Consider the following 16,894-nt stretch of genomic DNA (forward strand, 5'->3'; position numbering starts at 1 on the left):
TATCACTCTTTAAAATTTAGATCGTTTGAGCATGATATTTTTGATCTCGTGCCAATATCAGCCAAGCAATCTTTACTAAATCTTTCATGACGATAAACTGACAATACAATGAAAAAACAGAAAAACTATAAGACTTTTAGGGGATTGTGGAAATTAGAGAGTTGGAACCCCATCTTCCGTCTTCCCCTTGAAAAAGGGGAAGAGACTTGGCAGCAGTATTGAATATGTTATGCGTTTACGAACAACAGCGAGGAGCAAAGCGAACGCCGAGAGCGAGGTCAAACAACAATTTAACAACGTAACGTCGAGCGGTGGCATTTGCTTTGCTCCAAGAGCCATACCCCTCCCTAGCCCTCCCCTTGGAAGACATAAGGGGAGGGAACAGTTCGCCTACAAGTACCGCCCTTCCAGATGCTTTTTAAAATGCGCGGCGTTTAGGGTTTCGCCTGTGGCGCGTTTGACGAGTTCATCCGTGGTGTGGAGGGAGGCTTGTGACCAGATGTTGTCGCTTAGCCATTGGAAGATGGGGCTTAGGTCGCCGCTTTGGATGGCAGCGTCGAAGTCGACGTTTTGTATCATGGTGGCTTTGTATTGAGCCGCGTACATGGCACCTAGTGTGTAGCTTGGGAAGTAGCCAAAGGCGCCATCTGTCCAATGTATGTCTTGCATGCAGCCGTTTTTGTCGTTGTCTTTGGTGGAGATGCCAAGAGCGGCTTGCATTTTCTCGTTCCACAGGGCTGGTACGTCTGTGTGTTCTATGACGCCGTTGATCAGGTCGCGTTCGATTTCGTAACGCAAGATGACGTGCGCTGGGTAGGTTAGTTCATCGGCGTCCACACGGATAAAGCCTTTTTCCACTTGAGTGTAGATTTTGTAGAGGTTGTCTTCGGCAAACACGGGGTCGTTGTGGGCGTTGAAGGCGTCGGCTGAGAGTCGTGACAAGTGGGAGATAAAGGGTTTGCTGCGCCCTATTTGCATTTCAAAAAACAACGACTGGGATTCATGAATACCCATGGAGCGGGCTTCGCCCACTGGCAATCCGGCAAAGGCTTTTGGCAAGCCTTGTTCGTAGCGGGCGTGGCCGGTTTCATGAACGATGCCCATTAAGGCTTGTACAAAGTCTTGCTCGTTGTAGCGTGTGGTAATGCGCACGTCGGTTGGTACGCCGCCACAAAATGGGTGAACACTTTGGTCGAGGCGGCCACGGTTAAAGTCGAATTTCAGTAGTTTCATGACTTCTAAGCCAAGGGCTTTTTGCGTCGCGGTGGAGAAAGTTCCAGATGGTAAAATGATGGATTCAGACTTCTGCTTTTCCAAAACGTTTTCAATCAGTTCTGGCAACCAAGTTTTTACATCGGTAAATAACGTATTTAGCGACGCGGTGGTGGTACCCGGTTCGTATTTGTCGAGCATGGCGTCATACGGTGTAAGGCCAAGCGCTACGCCACGGATTTTCGCCTCTTCACGAGATAAGGCAACCACTTCTTTCCAGTTCTTTTCGAAGCCTGTCCAGTCGTTTTCTTGGCGTTGCGAGCGCCACGCATGTTCGCATTTGGAACCGGCGATGGATTGGGCTTGTACTAAGTCCTCTGGAACGATAGTCGCTTGCAGCCATTGGCGTTTCATTTCCCGTAGGCTGGCTTGTTGTTCTGTGCTTAAGGATTCTTGCTCGGCATTACCAAACCATTCTTCAAGCTGTGGTTGCGTCGATAAACGGTGAATGTGAACCGATAGCTCCGCCATAGCATTAGAGCGCGCTTCACTACCACCCGATGGCATGTTTGCCGCCGCATCCCAGCCAAGCATGGCTTGAGCATGGTTAAAGTGGCTGAGTGTTTGGTAGTGTGACGTTAACTTGTCGTAATGAGACATGGTTGTTTTTATCCTATGTAAAAGTTGTGCTGCTTGTCGGATCGATATAAATGAGTGATAGCAGGGTAAAAATTGTCATCCGTTACATTTAGTCTAAATCGTTTTATGCCTCTTAGACATGAAATATTGCTAGGTGACGACAATGAAACTAAAGGATTTAACGGCGAGCGAAAAAGTGACATTAGCTCAGTGGCATATTTTAACTAAAGGGTGATTACCATATGACAAAATCACTAAAGGAATTAAGAAAGAAAATTAAGCCAGAAGTTCAAGAAGCAGCAAAGGCAAAAGCTGACAAAATCCTTGCCGATATGCCTAGTTCAAAAACACAAAACAAATAAACTATTCAAAGCTCACAACCTATCAACAAAAAAGCCGAGACATCTTTAAAAGAAAGGTCTCGGCTTTTTGTATTTAATGTTGTTCTAACGCTTATTTATGACAGCCACAGCCTTTATGTTCGTGGCTCAGTTCTTGCCAGTTTTTCAGTTTACTGGTGCCGCCGATGCCGGAGTTGAAGCTGTTGGTTGGGTCGGTTTTTTGGTAAAACTCACGCAGTGCTGGTTTCGCAACATATTCGTGCCCTACGTTATGCTCGGCTGGGTATTCCGCGCCGCGGGCGTCGTAGCTGGATAGAATTTGCTTCTTCACCGCTTTGGCATCAACGCCTTTTTTCATAATGTAGTTTTGATGCATGACGTGACAGAAGAAATGCCCGTAGTACATTTTAACGGCAACTTTGTCTTCGATGTCTTTTGGTAGCTCTTCAAACCAATCGCGCTCATTACGTGGGAAGGCCACGTCGATGGTCATGATGGAGCCCAAGTCTTTGCCATTCATGATGTAATAACGCGTCAAGGCACCACCCGTCACGAAGCGATGCAAAATAGCTTGGTCAGCTTCACGCTTGGTGCAGGCAAAGAAGTCCCCTTCGTTATTTTTAAAGAAGTTGTCTAAGTAAGCTTGTGCTTCGGCGACGCCATCATTGCTGGTTTCGACGATCCAATGGTGTTCGTATTTTTCACGAAAATCTTCCATGCGCTTTGGCAGATGGTTCGGGAAAAGCTGACTGGCATATTGCATGACGCGGTCAGAAAACTTGTTCGGCATGAACTTCACTTTACCAGCCCATCTGTCTACGGTACGTTTCAGAGCAAACATTTTTGGGATGTATTTGGTGCCCAGTTTGTCGATGACTAAATAGCTGTCTTTGCCGTATTTTTTACTGATGTCATAGCTGCTGCTGTGCATGTATTCGCCCGACACAGGCAAGGTTTTAAAGGTCGATAACATGTCACGGCGCATTTGCTCCATGACCGCTGGATCATTGGTGCCGATGTAGAAAACTTGATACTTTTCTGGAATGGGGAAGGTATCGATGCGCACGGCAAAGACGGCCAGTTTACCTGCACAACCAGACGCTTCGTATAAACGACGTGGGTCGTTGTTGAAGCGCGATGGCGTATCCGCATCCACGTCTCGAATGCGCTCATGGTATTCGTTGTCAGAGGCACGTTTTTCTGGGAATTGAACGTCTTTTTCTTGGTACGTTTTGTTTTGCAAGTTGGTCAAAATTTCTTCTGGATCGCTGCCCAACTCAATGCCTAAGTTGTTCACCAATTGCAGTTCACCATCTTGGGTGACTTGGGCAAACAACGACATTTCGGTGTAAGCCGGACCACGTTGCACTAACGCACCGCCAGAGTTGTTACACACACCACCCACGATAGACGCACCGATACAAGACGAACCGATGACAGAATGTGGTTCGCGTCCGTATGGTTTCAGCGTGTCTTCTAAGCCAAACAAGGTACTGCCCGCAAAACCGACAATTTGTTTGCCTTGGTCAAGCAGCTGGATGTCGTCGATGCGCATGGTGCTGATAATAACGATAGGACGGTCATAGTCTGCGCCATTGGGTGTTGAACCACCCGTCAGGCCAGTATTAGCCGCTTGCATAATGACAATCACATCGGCTTTAACACAGGCTTGCAGACACTTCCAAATTTCAAGCAAACTACCAGGACGAACAACGGCGTAGGCCTTGCCACCCCCTAGACGAAAACCTTGGCTATACGGTTTTGTCTTATCTTCGTCGGTTAACGTGTATTGATTTCCTACGATGGCCTTTAACTCAGCGGCCAAATCTAAGCTGAAATTGGTTTCCGTCATACTGTTTTCCGTCATAGAGGGTACTTCGCAACGTGTCGGGGGAAAGAGCCGAGTATACTAAACTTAACGAGTTGTAAAAAACACTCTAACCGCAGAATTGGTAATCATCTTCATAAGGAACGCTTATGGCAATGATGTATGCCGCTGAAAAAAGTTGTCAACGTCATCTAAGATCGGCGCTTTGCTTTTCAAAAACCAAATAAGGCTAGACACCATGTCGGCATGACCAACACCTTGGTAAACTCTGCTTTCAACGGCGCCCTGCTCAATATTAATTTTCGCAATCAGTTTGTCCATGTTGCTTTTACCTACTATGGTATCGTCATCGCCCCACAGCAGTAGCATTGGCGGCTCTTTGCCATCAATAAAGGTCGTTACCTGCATGTTGGGGTAGTTTTCTGGTGGGCCAAACATGTCCATGTAATCTTCTTCGTAAGGCACAAAATCATAGGGTCCAGCTAATCCCGCAAAGGCGTTTATAATGGATGGCGTTAAGCCTTCGGCTTGTAAGTAATGTTTGTCCGCCGTCACCATGGCACCAATGTGAGCGCCTGCAGAATGTCCGGCAATAAACAATCGTTCAGGGTCGCCTTGGTATTGGGCAATATTACGATACGTCCAAGCGACCGCTTTGGCGCCATCTTCAACAAAGGTCGGAAACTTTACCTGAGGGTATTTACTGTAATCGGCAATCACTGTGATGTAGCCTTTTTTCGCAAAGGCTTCCCCCACAAAAGGGTACATATCTTTTGAGCCGTCTTTCCAGCTTCCACCGTAAAAGAAAACCACAACAGGAAGAGATTGACCAGAAGAGTATTAACCAGAAGAGTATTGACCAGAAGAGTATTGACCAGAAGAATGCGGCGGAACATAAATGTCTAATTTTTGCCAAGGCTCAGCGCCATAAGCAATGTCTTTGGTTGTGTTGGTATCACTGAAGGTATTGGGTAAATTGGCGACGCTCAACCCGACTTTCGTACAGGCAACCAGCAGTAAAGAACTCAGCGCCACACAGACTTTTGTTATCGTCAAAATTGACCTCTTGTGTTTATTGAAATTCATCCATCAAGAAATCATACGCAGCAAAGAGAAAAATAGACCAGAATTCTTATACTGTAATTTGCACCCCAAAATCATCAAACGGTTGAATTATCAAAGCATACTACCTAAAATCTTTAATATGCGGTTGGAAACAACTCAGATTGGCGGGCTGCCTTAATGCGGTGCGCTGAGCGATAGCTCTTTCCCCCGCCTCTTTTGTTGTACTTCATAACGCAAACACATACTTAATAAGTATCAACCATTGCTAAAAAGCCGCTCCCCCGAACGGCTTTTCACTTTAATTAACCCACTTTCAAATAACCAGATCAACCACCAAATACCACGGTGCGTTTGCCATTCAAGAACACGCGTTTTTCCACGTGGCATTTCACGGCGTTGAACAAGGTAACACGTTCGATGTCTTGGCCCTTGGCGATTAGATCTTCAGCATAATGAGCATGGTTCACCACTTGAATACCTTGGGAAATAATCGGGCCTTCGTCGAGGTCGTTGTTAACATAATGGGCAGTCGCGCCGACCATTTTCACGCCTTTTTCCCAGGCTTGGTGATAAGGACGGGCGCCTTTAAACCCTGGCAATAATGAGTGATGAATGTTGATCGCACGACCATCAAGGTATTCACACATGCTCGGCGAGAGCACTTGCATGTAGCGCGCTAGCACGACCAATTCAGTATCGTATTGCTCGATCAGTTCTCGTACTTGCGCTTCTTGTTCTAACTTGGTGTCGGCGGTGATTGGCAAGTGGTAATACGGAATACCGTGCCATTTAGCAAGGTCTTCCAAATCGGGATGATTGGAGATAATGACTGTGACGTCGATGTTTAGCTGACCGGTGCGAAAGCGATACAACAAATCATTCAAACAATGATCGTATTTTGACACCATAATCGCGACTTTTTGTTTATGGTTCGGCGCGGTTAACGACCAATCCATCGAAAACTCTGCGGCACGTTCGGTAAATTCTGCGTTAAAGGCTTCTTCACTGAAATTTGCGTTCTGAGGCAAAAATTCTATACGAATAAAAAAACGTCCCGACTCTCGATCATCAAAAGAATGAATCTCATCAATGTAATTACCGGCCTGAGCCATGTATCGAGTCACTACATCGACCGTTCCGATAATGCTTGGGCAGCTGGCGGTAAAAATCCAAGGCGCGGTTTTTGATTTCATAAAATAATCTCTTATTGTCTTATGCTGTTTACGTCACAAAACAGGCTGACCACCATAAAGTGGCCAACCCAAACCGTGAATGACACAAATGGATGAAAAGCCGTTAGTGGTGAACGACCAAACCGTATTCTCGACTGGCGTCTTGAATCCATAACCAGAGATAATCGGCAAAGCTGCGGCGTACCACCAATTCGAATTGGTCCTCTGCCACACGACAAATCATCGCACCGCTTTTGGCAAATACGGTCGACACTACTTTGCCAACGGGAAACTCACTCGCATGTAAATCCACTGGGGTGGATTTTTTCAGCATATCCACCACATGGCGGCCAGACACATTAAAAATCGTTGTGCCACCACTGATATTCACCAATGAATAGTGACCCATTAGCTTTTCAAAAAAGCTCGTTTCCAATTCAAACGCTTTTTCACCCACCATGATAATCAGCCATTCATCTGGCGATACCCAGCGAACTGAAACCTTACCTATTGGTGAATCATCCGCCGTTACTGACGTCAATGGCTGCATTGGCAATGCCACGCCCAATAAGGACTTGATTACTTCTTGCTGCTCTGCGGAGGGCATACAACGCAGGGTTAATAATCCCATCAACTTACGTTCATGAAAGTGCACACCGCCCTCTTGTGGGCCATGTTTTGCAACACTTTCTAGATCCGCATGGTGTAATGGGCTTTCCCCCATTATCTCGGCCGCGGGTAATTGGTTTGTCACCAATTTAGGTTCCGTTTTTAACTCAGCCGCTACAGTGACATCAGACATGTTGACGCTCCCCTTTTGGATCTAAAAATACTGGGCTACAAATTTCCGCTTCGATCACTCGACCATCCGCCAATGGGTAAAAGACTTTTTGCCCCATTTTATCTAAGCCGCCTTTGACAAAGCCCATGGCAACGGAACGATTTAAGTTCGCGCTCCAGTAACTTGACGTTACATGACCAACCATTGGCATAGGAATCGGCGCTTTCGGATCGAATACGCCTTGCGCGCCTTCTGGCAATACCACATTCGGATCAATGGTTTTCAGACCCACCAGCTGTTTACGATTCTCACGAACGCAGTCTTCACGCTGCATTCCGCGCTTACCGATAAAGCTAAAGGGTTTCTGCATCGACACGGCCCACGACATGCCTAAGTCAAACGGATGCACAGAACCATCGGTGTCTTGACCCGCAATAATAAAGCCTTTTTCCGCCCGCAAAATATGCATGGTTTCTGTGCCGTATGGTGTTAGGTTAAACTCTTCACCCTGCTCAAATAACGCTTTCCAAACGTGCATGCCATAGTTGGCTTGAACGTTGATTTCGAACGACAACTCGCCTGTGAAAGAAATGCGGAATACTCGTGCTGGCACGCCCGCGACCGTCATGGATTTCCAATCCATAAAGGCCATGTTGTCTTTGGATACATCATAGTCGGTTAATTTTTCCAACAGCTTACGGCTGTTTGGTCCAGAAATCGTCATGGTTGACCAATGGTCGGTGACACTGGTGAAGTACACCTCCAACTCAGGCCATTCGGTTTGATGGTAAATCTCTAACCAAGACAAGACGCGGGCGGCACCGCCCGTCGTTGTGGTCATCAAGAAATGATTTTCCGCCAAACAGGAAGTCACACCGTCGTCGAAGACCATACCGTCTTCACCACACATCAAACCATAACGGCATTTACCGACGGGTAATTTCGCCCAAGCGTTGGTGTAAACACGCCCTAAGAACTCCCGTGCGTCTTTGCCTTGAATATCAATTTTGCCCAAGGTGGAGGCGTCTAATATGCCGACCGATTCACGTGTCGCTAAACATTCTCGGTTGAGTGCTTCTTGCATGGTTTCATTGCCCTTCGGGTAATACCAAGCACGTTTCCACTGCCCTACGTCTTCAAATTTCGCCCCACGTTCCACATGCCAAGCGTGCATGGCTGTATAGCGTTTTGGGTCAAATAATTCTCCGCAATCCCGTCCAGCAATGGCGCCAAACGTCACCGGCGTGTAGTTCGGGCGGAAAATGGTTGTGCCGGTTTGAGGGATGGTTTGCTTAAGTATTTTCGCGGCAATCGCCATGCCGTTAATATTGCCCAACTTACCTTGGTCAGTACCAAAGCCCATGGCGGTATAACGTTTCACATGCTCAATGGATTCAAAGCCTTCACGACACGCTAATTCAATACCCGCAGCCGTCACGTCGTTTTGATAATCGACAAACTGCTTAGGCGCTTTTGATGTCGGTTTGGTATGAGGAAGGTGGAACAAAGCCATGGCTTTGCTCTCTTGAATTTGTTCGGCTTCAGGCAATACTCGCTCAGGTTTCGCCAAGCCCAAGTGAGACAAGGCGTCTGATGCGGCGCTGAACCCCTCGGACAGTGCGGCAGCGGTTGAAAAGGCGCCATTAATTGCACCAGCAGTAAGCTGTTTTTGATAGGTCTTACCTGGTGTAAAACCGAGAATATCATCGTTCCAAACCGGACGAGCGCCCGTATGACAAGACAAGTGAATCACCGGACTCCAACCGCCCGATGTGGCCACTGTGTCTGCGGCCATTTTGACGATAGGCCCCACCACGGCATCGCCGGCTTCGTTAAGCGGTGCAATAGAAACGCCCGTCACTCGCTTATTGCCGTGCGCCTCAATGACGCCAGACCCCACCAAAATGCTGATGCCACGTTCCCGCGCGGCTTCAACAAAGGTGCCTTTTGGGTTCTTGCGCGAGTCCACAATGGCGACGACTCGACGACCTGCGTCGTGCCAATCTAGCGCAGCGCGATAAGCATTGTCATTGGAAGTCATTAAGACCAAATCCTTGCCCGGCACTACGCCATAACGGTTGATATAAGTCGATACCGCATTCGCCACCATGCAACCAGGTATATCGTTGTTGCCATACACCAAAGGGCGTTCATGAGCGCCCGTTGCCAAGATCACCCATTTGGCACGCACACGATGCAAGCGTTGAGCGATTTGACCATTGGGCGCACGATCGGCAAATTGATCGGTACAATGCTGTTGAATAGTTAAAAAGTTATGATCGTGATAGCCGTTTACCTGAGAGTTTGGCAGCATCAAAACATCCGCGCAGCCAGACAATTCTTGCACGACTTCCGCGACCCATTCGGCGGCTGGTTTGCCATTCAGCGTTTCTTTGCTGCTTAATAAACTGCCACCAAATTCACTTTGCTCATCGGCAATAATCACGCGAGCACCGGCTCGTGCGGCACTTAACGCCGCCGCCAAGCCGGCTGGGCCTGCGCCAACGATGAGCAGGTCACAATGTTGGTTCATCTTGTCGTAAATGTCTGGATCATTTTCCTTTGGTGCACGACCAAGACCTGCGGCTTTACGAATATAGGATTCGTAAGTTTCCCACATGGATTTTGGGTACATAAAGGTTTTGTAATAAAACCCCGGTGGCATCATTTTCCCACCGACTTTCCCCACCAAGCCCATCAAATCCATATCAACGTTGGGCCAACCATTGGTACTGCTCGCCACCAAGCCCGCATACAGCGACTGTTGGGTGGCGCGCACGTTTGGAATTTGCGTGGCTTCGGTCGAGCCAATTTGCATGATGGCGTTTGGTTCTTCCGCGCCCGCCGCGACAATACCGCGCGGACGACTGTATTTAAAACTGCGACCCACAATATCAACGCCATTTGCCAACAAAGCTGAGGCCAAGGTATCGCCTTCGAAGCCTTTGTATTGTTTGCCATTGTAAGTAAAAGTCAGCGGTTTAGCGCGATCGATTCGTCCACCTTCTTGAAGACGATTAGACTGCTTGCTCAAATCTTGTGTCATAATATCGCGCCTCTATTTCACGTCGTCGGCTACAACAGAGGGCTTTTCGCCCACCTTGTAGACTTCTTTGATTTCGTAAGTTTGGGTGTCACGTGTGACGTTAAAGTATTTACGGCAACCCGCCCCATGCACCCACAGTTCATGATGTATGCCACGCGGATTCGCACGAAAATACATAAACTCACCCCATTCTTTGTCTGTGCAGGCATCGGGATCTAGTGGTCGTGCAATATGCGCCTGACCTGCCACATGAAATTCTTCTTCCTCGCGGTATTCGCAACAATGCGGGCAATAAATATGAAACATGGTATTTCTCTCCTAATTCGGTCTTCGCCCGCTTAATGTGCTACGCCAGCCGCGCCGTGTTCATCCACCAGCGCGCCGTTATGGAAACGGAACATGGAAAAAGGTTTCGCCAATGGGTGCATTTCGCCTTTCGCCAAAGACGCAGCAAACACATGACCTGAGCCTGGCGTTGCTTTAAACCCGCCCGTTCCCCAACCACAGTTGAAAAACAAATTCTTTACCGGAGTTTCGCTGATAATCGGACAGGCATCTGGACAAGTGTCGACGATACCGCCCCATTGGCGGTTCATGCGCACACGGCTGAAAACCGGAAACATTTCGACAATCGCTTGAATGGTGTGCTCAATAGTGGAATAAGAACCTCGCTGACCATAGCCGTTGTAACTGTCGATCCCAGCCCCGATTACCAAATCGCCTTTGTCTGATTGCGACGCGTAACCATGTACTTGGTTCGACATGACCACTGTATCGAGAATCGGCTTGATGGGTTCTGACACCAAAGCTTGTAAAGGATGAGATTCTAGCGGCAATTCAAAGCCCGCCATTTTGGCCAGTACGCTGGAATTCCCTGCGACGACACAACCCACTCGGTCAGCACGAATTTCGCCATAACGGGCCGTACGCACACCAACAACGGTACCATCTTCGATAATGAGATCTTCCACTTCGGTTTGCTGGATCAAATCCACGCCATGGGCATCCGCGCCACGAGCAAAGCCCCATGCCACAGCATCGTGACGAGCGACACCCGCACGCGGTTGCCACGATGCTCCCAACACTGGGTAACGTGCACGATCAGAACAGTCCAGCACGGGGACAATTTCTTTGACTTGCTGCGTGTCTAACACTTCACCATCGATGCCATTTAAACGGTTGGCATTGACGCGACGTTGAATGTCGCGCATGTCTTGCAAGGTGTGGCCTAGGTTCAAACAACCACGTTGTGAAAACATCACGTTGTAGTTCAAATCCTGTGACAGACCTTCCCACAGCTTCATAGCGTGCTCATACAAATGCGCCGCTTCATCCCATAAATAATTAGAACGAACAATCGTGGTATTGCGTGCTGTGTTACCACCACCTAAAAAGCCTTTTTCAATCACCGCGACATTGGTGATGCCAAACTCTTTTGCCAAATAATACGCTGTCGCCAAACCATGGCCGCCACCGCCTACAATGATCACATCGTATTTCTTTTTCGGGGTCGGATTACGCCACACCCGCTGCCAGTTTTCATGATGGCTAAAACTGTGCTTTAACAACCCAAAGCCTGAATAATGCTGCATCAGATCAGCTCCTTATGTGGACAAAAAAATGTGATGAATGAAAGCGCATTAACCACCTGTTACGACTGATGATAAAGACAATGATTTTTTATCTAATGCTTGGAAGCGTCCAGCGAATGACAAATTACGACAGCGGGCATGACGGCTTTGGATAGGGCCATGAACTAGGTGAGTTTATGATTTAATAGCTCATTCTTATGGAAAGCCGAAGACACCCATTTGACGAGTCCCCCCAACCTATAAATTAACATTCATAATAGTACTTTGTTCCAAATATCAACTCATTTGTTATACTATGTAATACAAAGCAACATATTAGGAGCAAATTATGAAGAACGAAATGCTCAGTACTCGTATAGATCACGAAACTAAAGCCGCGTTTACACACATCTGTGATGAAGTCGGTTTAAGCCCTTCACAAGCCATTAAGCTGTTTGCGAAAGCCGTTATCAACCACGGCGGAATTCCGTTTGATATAAAAATGCGTCAACCAAATACAGACACCATCGCCGCAATGAAAGAGCTGAATCAAGGCCAAGGACATAAGGCCGAATCCGTCAGCAGCATGTTTGAGGAATTAACAGAGGCAAGGTAGCCGACAATGTATCAGCTTGTATATTCAACACAATTCAAAAAAGATTTTAAGAAAATCACCAAAATGCCCATTGCCGACATCATTGAAGTTGGGAATATCATTTCCCGCCTACAGCGCGGAGAAAGCTTAGATACTAAGCACGTAAATCATCCACTAACAGGAAATTGGCTCGGATTCAAAGACTGCCATATAAAACCGGATTTGGTTCTTATTTACAGAGTAATAGATAACGCCTTACAACTGGCTAGAATTGGATCTCATAGTGACGTTTTTTGACTCTTAGCGCCTCAGTTTTCTGCAACAGACAATCGAATCAAGTTGTCATCTGACAACCTTCGTATCTAAAACTACACTTTCACGAAAGCAAAGGCTGGACGGTTAAGTCATCAGGATCTAGCGCACACGCTTGGGGAATACTCCGATGCCCAAATAACAGCCTAGATTGTCGATGTAGGGAATTTTGCTCGATGAGTATATGGAGCACTCCTAAGAATAGTGCAAATCACGCCAAGCAGATTAGAAGAGTCGTCGATAATTGCATTTTTCAAAGCAATGATTAAGAGAGTTAGACCATGAAAGAATACGAGTTCACCTTAACCTTTGCCTTACCCACTAGAGATACCGACCCACAATTTTATCTTGATGCACTAATGGAAGCCGGCTGTGACGATGCCATGATTGGTGTAGGTGTTTCAGGACGAATAGCGTTAAATTTTACTCGTCACTCCGATAGCGCGATCGATGCGATGACATCAGCATTGGAAAACGTTTTATCCGCTATACCAAATGCGACATTGATTGAATCTAGCCCAGACTTAGTTGGAGTCTCTGATATTGCAGCGATTCTAAAAGTGAGTCGTCAAGCAGTACAAAAGATGGTAAACAAGCACATTATGACCTTCCCTACGCCTGTGCATTCTGGAGCCACGCAGATATGGCATTTAGCAAACGTTTTAGCGTGGAGCACGACTCATACAAACCACTCACCTATCAATCACTCGTTAATTGAAATCGCTGAAGCATCACGAAAAATCAATTTAGCGAGAGAAATCAGTGATCTTAAAGACGTAATACCAAGTCAGATTACTAAACTATTTCTACCATCAGACAGCTTGATAGAGCTGCAGTAAAATACGCTTTTTATTTATCGACTACGATACAACGCAGCATGCTCAAGGCCATACTCGCCAGCTAGCTCCTGCATGACCTGCGCACCTTCTAGCATTTCTGGTGGTTTACCATAAGTTAAGACAGGTATCTCATCGCCAGTTTCTAGGCAAATAACAGACATTCTCACCTTGCGATAACCATCTGGTGCCGTGATTCTTTCCAACGTATCCATTTCCACTAAGACGTCATCTGGCACGTCAAACACCTGCCCTCTGACGTGATGCCCCTCGCCTGCCTGCAATATCAACCAAGGTGAAAAACGCTGACCCACAAGATACAAAGGGAAACGTTCTTTGGTTTCAAAATCCCCCCGATAACGAATACCCTTATTGGTTTCAAAGTTAGGAAACCCTTCTTTCAACGTCCCAAAGACAAAAATCTTGTGCATTCATAGGCTCCTAACTAATAAATGTCGGTCTGTTGTCTAAACAGTCATTGTGGCAAAGCAAAGGCATGGCATATTCACAACGTCGCTTTTATAAAATTATCGACGATATCCAGTACATCATCCTGCCAATATGGTGCACCACCATGATCTCCGCCGTGAAGTTTTATCATTCTGACGTCGTGTTGGTTCTTTTTTAAAGCATCAAATAACATCACACTTTGCCCAAACGGAACAAGTCGATCCTTGTCACCATGGACAATCAAGAAAGGAGGCATGCTTTCAGAAGGCGAAATATACGTCATTGGTGAGGTTTTTTTTGCTGCTTCTATGTGATTCAGAACATTTTTGCCACCGAGCAACATACCTTCGGGTGAATTAGGCTGAATATGATCATAGGTTGATGGCTCTTCATTCATCTTCCAAATAGCGGTTGGACCATAATAATCAATAACTGCTTTTAATTTAATGGGCTCACCCTCTAACGTATCGAAGTCACGTGTATCGAGTGTTGTTCCAACCATACTTGCGGTATGACCGCCAGAGGAATCGCCCCAGACAACTAATTTTTCAGGATCACCATAATACTCTTCACCATGTTCTATCATGAAACGAATGGCGCTCTTAGCGTCCTCCACTTGCGCAGGAAATGGTGCAACCGTTGATGGTCGATATTCGACTAATGCGACGATATAACCTCTGTCTGCAAAACGTGATAACTGAGTTACTTCATTTCCCATATTTTGCTTAAACCATGCCGACCCCTGCACATAAATAACAATAGGAAAACGAGTTGTTTTACTCTCTTCTCCATTGGATTCTTTTAAAACTGGCTTAATGATCGTCAAATGAAGATCCATATCGGATTTATGAGCGTAAACGACATTATTCACTAACTTGAAAGAACGAATGGTGTGGTGTGCCTTCCGCTCTTCTATGCCCTCTACATGGACGGTGCTATTAGGAAATTCATCATAGCTGGCTTGTTGTGCTGGAATGATATCGGCATTGGCATAAGAACTAACGACCGTCGCCAGCAAAATAGTAGACATTGTAAATTTCATTTGAACATCCTCTTTCCATTATATTTATTATTTGTAAGTCATGCAGATTAACAACCGTTAAAATATCGTTCTTTCCACTAGAACGTCATTATGATGTATGACCAGCCCGCCAACCAATTCAAAAATGATTTCTATTATTAGAAATAGAGACGGTACCGGCTATTGATGCCATCAGCTTTGCCAACGATTACTAACAGCTGGGAAAGATGAATACTTTGGGAGCCAAATAGCAAGGATGTAAAAGACTAAATTACAGTCGTACGACGGGATAGCAGGGCGTAGTCTGCGCCATCAACCAATTAGAAAATGCCGCAACTCTGGGATCTTGGTTTGGGTCGTCACGCGTTAATAAAGCATAGTTATACCCTGTCGGCTGCATGCCTAATGGCGCAATGAGACGTTGTGTTTGTAGATCATCAGCAACCAAGGGCGTAGAGCCAATAGCAATGCCGAGTTGATCTTGCGCCGCCTGTAAGGCGTAAAAGAAATGATCAAAGTGCTGTTCACTTTTTGGCGTCAACTTTTCGATGCCTTGTGAGACTTTCCAATCATCCCATGCATTGGGCCGAGTCCGGCTATGTAGCCAATTGGCTTCGCTTACATCTTGGCGAATATGCTTGTCCCAATAGACTTTAGTACAAACAGGACCTGCCCATTCAGAACAAAGCGTTGTTATTTGATAATTTTCTTTGATACCAAAATCCATACGTCGAATGGCGATATCACAATTCTCAGACAGCAAATCAATCGAGCCACCCGCCATTCTAAGATCGATATTCAATTCCGGACACCGTTCTCGAAACTCACCTAATCGTGGCATTAACCAACGCATCGCTAAGCTTGGTTCGCAAGACACGGTAAGAAATGGCGAAGCACTATCGTGACGATGAATCTCCTCGACAGTGTGACTTAACGCATCTAAGGCTTCAGATGTCGTCTTTAACAACCGTTGTCCTGCTGTCGTGAGGTAAACTCGACGATTACGACGCAAAAATAAGTCAACGCCAATACGCTCTTCAATTTGTGCTACGGCCCGACTGATCGCACCATGAGTTAGGTGAAGTTCTTGCGCTGCGCGAGAAAAGCTTTGGTGCCGTGCTGCGGCTTCAAAAGCGGTTAAAGCACCCAAGGGAGGAAGCCGCCTTTTTATGTGATTATTACTCACAATATCCACCATTAATTATCGATTTTATTTGCTTTCATAGCAATTCATACTCTCATTATTCACAAATAAGAGTATTTTGCCATGTTAAATATAGATCAATTTGAATTGTATTCCGTTGCTATTATCACATTACTAGCGGTAATGAGCCCTGGACCAGATTTTGCCATGGTGTCGAAGATCTCGTTGTTAAAAGGACGACGAGAAGGCATCTTGTGTGCGTTAGGAATTAGCACAGCCATCAGCGTACATTTGGCTTATACACTCTTGGGACTGGGGATTGTCTTTACAAACAATATCTGGGTTCTAAATACCTTACGATTTCTTGGCGCCATATATCTTATTTGGTTGGGCATTTCAGCCTTATGGCCAGATATCAAAGCACTCTTTTTAAGAGCTAAACCTAAGCCGACATTTGAACCATTAAAAAGTGAAAACGCATCTCAAAACAAACTAGCCAGAAAAAGCTCAGCTTTTTGGTCTGGGTTTGCCTGTAACGCACTTAACCCGAAAACCATGTTATTTATCGTGTCTTTGTTTAGCCAAGTCATTTCAGCAGACACCTCTTTACTGATAGAGCTTGGCTATGGTGCTTACATTGCTTTAGCGCATTTCGTCTGGTTTGCTTTAGTGGCTTGTTTGCTAACATCCGCGAGAATTCAACAAAAAGTATTCATCTTTAAAATATGGGTTGAACGAGTGACGGGCCTATTAATGACGTCTCTCGGATTAAGGTTATTAATAAGCTGATTCTAAAATGAAATATCTTTGACACCAAACTCGAATGATTAAAAAATGCTCCGATTATTAACAATAACCGGAGCATTTGAGCAACTAAAGCG

At 46.1% G+C, this 16,894-nt stretch carries 15 protein-coding genes and 1 pseudogene; 4 read left to right on the plus strand and 12 right to left on the minus strand.

Annotated elements, in window-relative coordinates; all coding sequences use genetic code 11:
- Positions 1–390 precede the first annotated feature (390 nt).
- The 9 genes and pseudogenes from DK187_RS04525 to DK187_RS04560 form a co-directional block, all read right to left on the minus strand.
- On the minus strand, positions 391–1,872 hold the full coding sequence (locus DK187_RS04525) for a carboxypeptidase M32 (protein WP_111606144.1): 1,482 nt from the start codon (positions 1,870–1,872) through the stop codon (positions 391–393).
- Between the two features lie 432 nt (positions 1,873–2,304).
- Positions 2,305–4,044 (minus strand): D-lactate dehydrogenase, encoded by a 1,740-nt coding sequence (dld, locus tag DK187_RS04530; RefSeq protein WP_111606145.1) that lies wholly within the window; start codon positions 4,042–4,044, stop codon positions 2,305–2,307.
- Positions 4,045–4,167: 123 nt separating this feature from the next.
- Positions 4,168–4,839 (minus strand): annotated as a pseudogene (locus tag DK187_RS04535) (alpha/beta hydrolase); the annotation flags it as partial.
- A 21-nt stretch (positions 4,840–4,860) separates the two neighbouring features.
- The gene (locus DK187_RS21355) at positions 4,861–5,076 is read right to left on the minus strand and encodes a hypothetical protein (protein WP_223232348.1); all 216 of its coding nucleotides are present in this window, start codon (positions 5,074–5,076) and stop codon (positions 4,861–4,863) included.
- Between the two features lie 335 nt (positions 5,077–5,411).
- A complete protein-coding gene (gene purU / locus DK187_RS04540) occupies positions 5,412–6,278 on the minus strand; it encodes a formyltetrahydrofolate deformylase (protein WP_111606146.1) in 867 nt (288 codons plus the stop codon).
- 103 nt (positions 6,279–6,381) lie between these two features.
- Positions 6,382–7,059, minus strand: coding sequence for a sarcosine oxidase subunit gamma (locus tag DK187_RS04545; protein ID WP_111606147.1), 678 nt, complete (start codon positions 7,057–7,059; stop codon positions 6,382–6,384).
- Positions 7,052–10,084: a sarcosine oxidase subunit alpha gene (locus DK187_RS04550; protein WP_111606148.1), complete on the minus strand. Its 3,033-nt coding sequence runs from the start codon at positions 10,082–10,084 to the stop codon at positions 7,052–7,054. Before DK187_RS04550 ends, DK187_RS04545 begins: the two co-directional genes overlap by 8 nt.
- 12 nt (positions 10,085–10,096) lie before the next feature.
- On the minus strand, positions 10,097–10,390 hold the full coding sequence (locus DK187_RS04555) for a sarcosine oxidase subunit delta (RefSeq protein WP_111606149.1): 294 nt from the start codon (positions 10,388–10,390) through the stop codon (positions 10,097–10,099).
- 32 nt (positions 10,391–10,422) lie between these two features.
- Positions 10,423–11,676, minus strand: coding sequence for a sarcosine oxidase subunit beta family protein (locus DK187_RS04560; RefSeq protein WP_111606150.1), 1,254 nt, complete (start codon positions 11,674–11,676; stop codon positions 10,423–10,425).
- Positions 11,677–12,004: 328 nt separating this feature from the next.
- Between DK187_RS04560 and DK187_RS04565 the strand changes: the two genes are divergently transcribed.
- The 3 genes from DK187_RS04565 to DK187_RS04580 all read left to right on the plus strand — a co-directional run bounded on the left by DK187_RS04565 (position 12,005) and on the right by DK187_RS04580 (position 13,401).
- Complete coding sequence (locus DK187_RS04565; protein ID WP_111606151.1) at positions 12,005–12,271, plus strand: type II toxin-antitoxin system RelB/DinJ family antitoxin; 267 nt, start codon at positions 12,005–12,007, stop codon at positions 12,269–12,271.
- A 6-nt stretch (positions 12,272–12,277) separates the two neighbouring features.
- Positions 12,278–12,547, plus strand: coding sequence for a type II toxin-antitoxin system YafQ family toxin (locus DK187_RS04570; RefSeq protein WP_111606152.1), 270 nt, complete (start codon positions 12,278–12,280; stop codon positions 12,545–12,547).
- A 296-nt stretch (positions 12,548–12,843) separates the two neighbouring features.
- The gene (locus DK187_RS04580) at positions 12,844–13,401 is read left to right on the plus strand and encodes a helix-turn-helix domain-containing protein (RefSeq protein WP_111606153.1); all 558 of its coding nucleotides are present in this window, start codon (positions 12,844–12,846) and stop codon (positions 13,399–13,401) included.
- Positions 13,402–13,415: 14 nt separating this feature from the next.
- Here the strand turns inward: DK187_RS04580 and DK187_RS04585 are convergent, their stop codons facing one another.
- From DK187_RS04585 to DK187_RS04595, 3 genes are all read right to left on the minus strand, one after another.
- Entirely contained in the window at positions 13,416–13,829 is a 414-nt protein-coding gene (locus DK187_RS04585) for a gamma-glutamylcyclotransferase family protein (RefSeq protein ID WP_111606154.1), read from the minus strand.
- Positions 13,830–13,903: 74 nt separating this feature from the next.
- The gene (locus DK187_RS04590; protein WP_111606155.1) at positions 13,904–14,890 is read right to left on the minus strand and encodes an alpha/beta hydrolase; all 987 of its coding nucleotides are present in this window, start codon (positions 14,888–14,890) and stop codon (positions 13,904–13,906) included.
- A gap of 250 nt (positions 14,891–15,140) precedes the next feature.
- Positions 15,141–16,055, minus strand: coding sequence for a LysR substrate-binding domain-containing protein (locus tag DK187_RS04595; RefSeq protein ID WP_111606220.1), 915 nt, complete (start codon positions 16,053–16,055; stop codon positions 15,141–15,143).
- An 81-nt stretch (positions 16,056–16,136) separates the two neighbouring features.
- Here DK187_RS04595 and DK187_RS04600 point away from each other — a divergent pair, with 81 nt between their 5' ends.
- Positions 16,137–16,802 carry a LysE family translocator gene (locus tag DK187_RS04600; protein WP_111606156.1) on the plus strand — a complete coding sequence of 222 codons (666 nt, stop codon included), beginning with the start codon at positions 16,137–16,139 and terminating at the stop codon, positions 16,800–16,802.
- Positions 16,803–16,894 lie beyond the last annotated feature (92 nt).

The organism is Marinomonas arctica (genome assembly GCF_003259225.1).
GTDB classification, from domain to species: domain Bacteria; phylum Pseudomonadota; class Gammaproteobacteria; order Pseudomonadales; family Marinomonadaceae; genus Marinomonas; species Marinomonas arctica.

What these genes read in the sequence shown, in the direction of transcription:
- purU (WP_111606146.1), bottom strand. Translation starts at nt 6,278, where the DNA reads ATGAAATCAAAAACCGCGCCTTGGATTTTTACCGCCAGCTGCCCAAGC.
- DK187_RS04525 (WP_111606144.1), bottom strand. Translation starts at nt 1,872, where the DNA reads ATGTCTCATTACGACAAGTTAACGTCACACTACCAAACACTCAGCCAC.
- DK187_RS04585 (WP_111606154.1), bottom strand. Translation starts at nt 13,829, where the DNA reads ATGCACAAGATTTTTGTCTTTGGGACGTTGAAAGAAGGGTTTCCTAAC.
- dld (WP_111606145.1), bottom strand. Translation starts at nt 4,044, where the DNA reads ATGACGGAAACCAATTTCAGCTTAGATTTGGCCGCTGAGTTAAAGGCC.
- DK187_RS04590 (WP_111606155.1), bottom strand. Translation starts at nt 14,890, where the DNA reads ATGAAATTTACAATGTCTACTATTTTGCTGGCGACGGTCGTTAGTTCT.
- DK187_RS04580 (WP_111606153.1), top strand. Translation starts at nt 12,844, where the DNA reads ATGAAAGAATACGAGTTCACCTTAACCTTTGCCTTACCCACTAGAGAT.
- DK187_RS04565 (WP_111606151.1), top strand. Translation starts at nt 12,005, where the DNA reads ATGAAGAACGAAATGCTCAGTACTCGTATAGATCACGAAACTAAAGCC.
- DK187_RS04570 (WP_111606152.1), top strand. Translation starts at nt 12,278, where the DNA reads ATGTATCAGCTTGTATATTCAACACAATTCAAAAAAGATTTTAAGAAA.
- DK187_RS04560 (WP_111606150.1), bottom strand. Translation starts at nt 11,676, where the DNA reads ATGCAGCATTATTCAGGCTTTGGGTTGTTAAAGCACAGTTTTAGCCAT.
- DK187_RS04545 (WP_111606147.1), bottom strand. Translation starts at nt 7,059, where the DNA reads ATGTCTGATGTCACTGTAGCGGCTGAGTTAAAAACGGAACCTAAATTG.
- DK187_RS04600 (WP_111606156.1), top strand. Translation starts at nt 16,137, where the DNA reads ATGTTAAATATAGATCAATTTGAATTGTATTCCGTTGCTATTATCACA.
- DK187_RS04550 (WP_111606148.1), bottom strand. Translation starts at nt 10,084, where the DNA reads ATGACACAAGATTTGAGCAAGCAGTCTAATCGTCTTCAAGAAGGTGGA.
- DK187_RS04555 (WP_111606149.1), bottom strand. Translation starts at nt 10,390, where the DNA reads ATGTTTCATATTTATTGCCCGCATTGTTGCGAATACCGCGAGGAAGAA.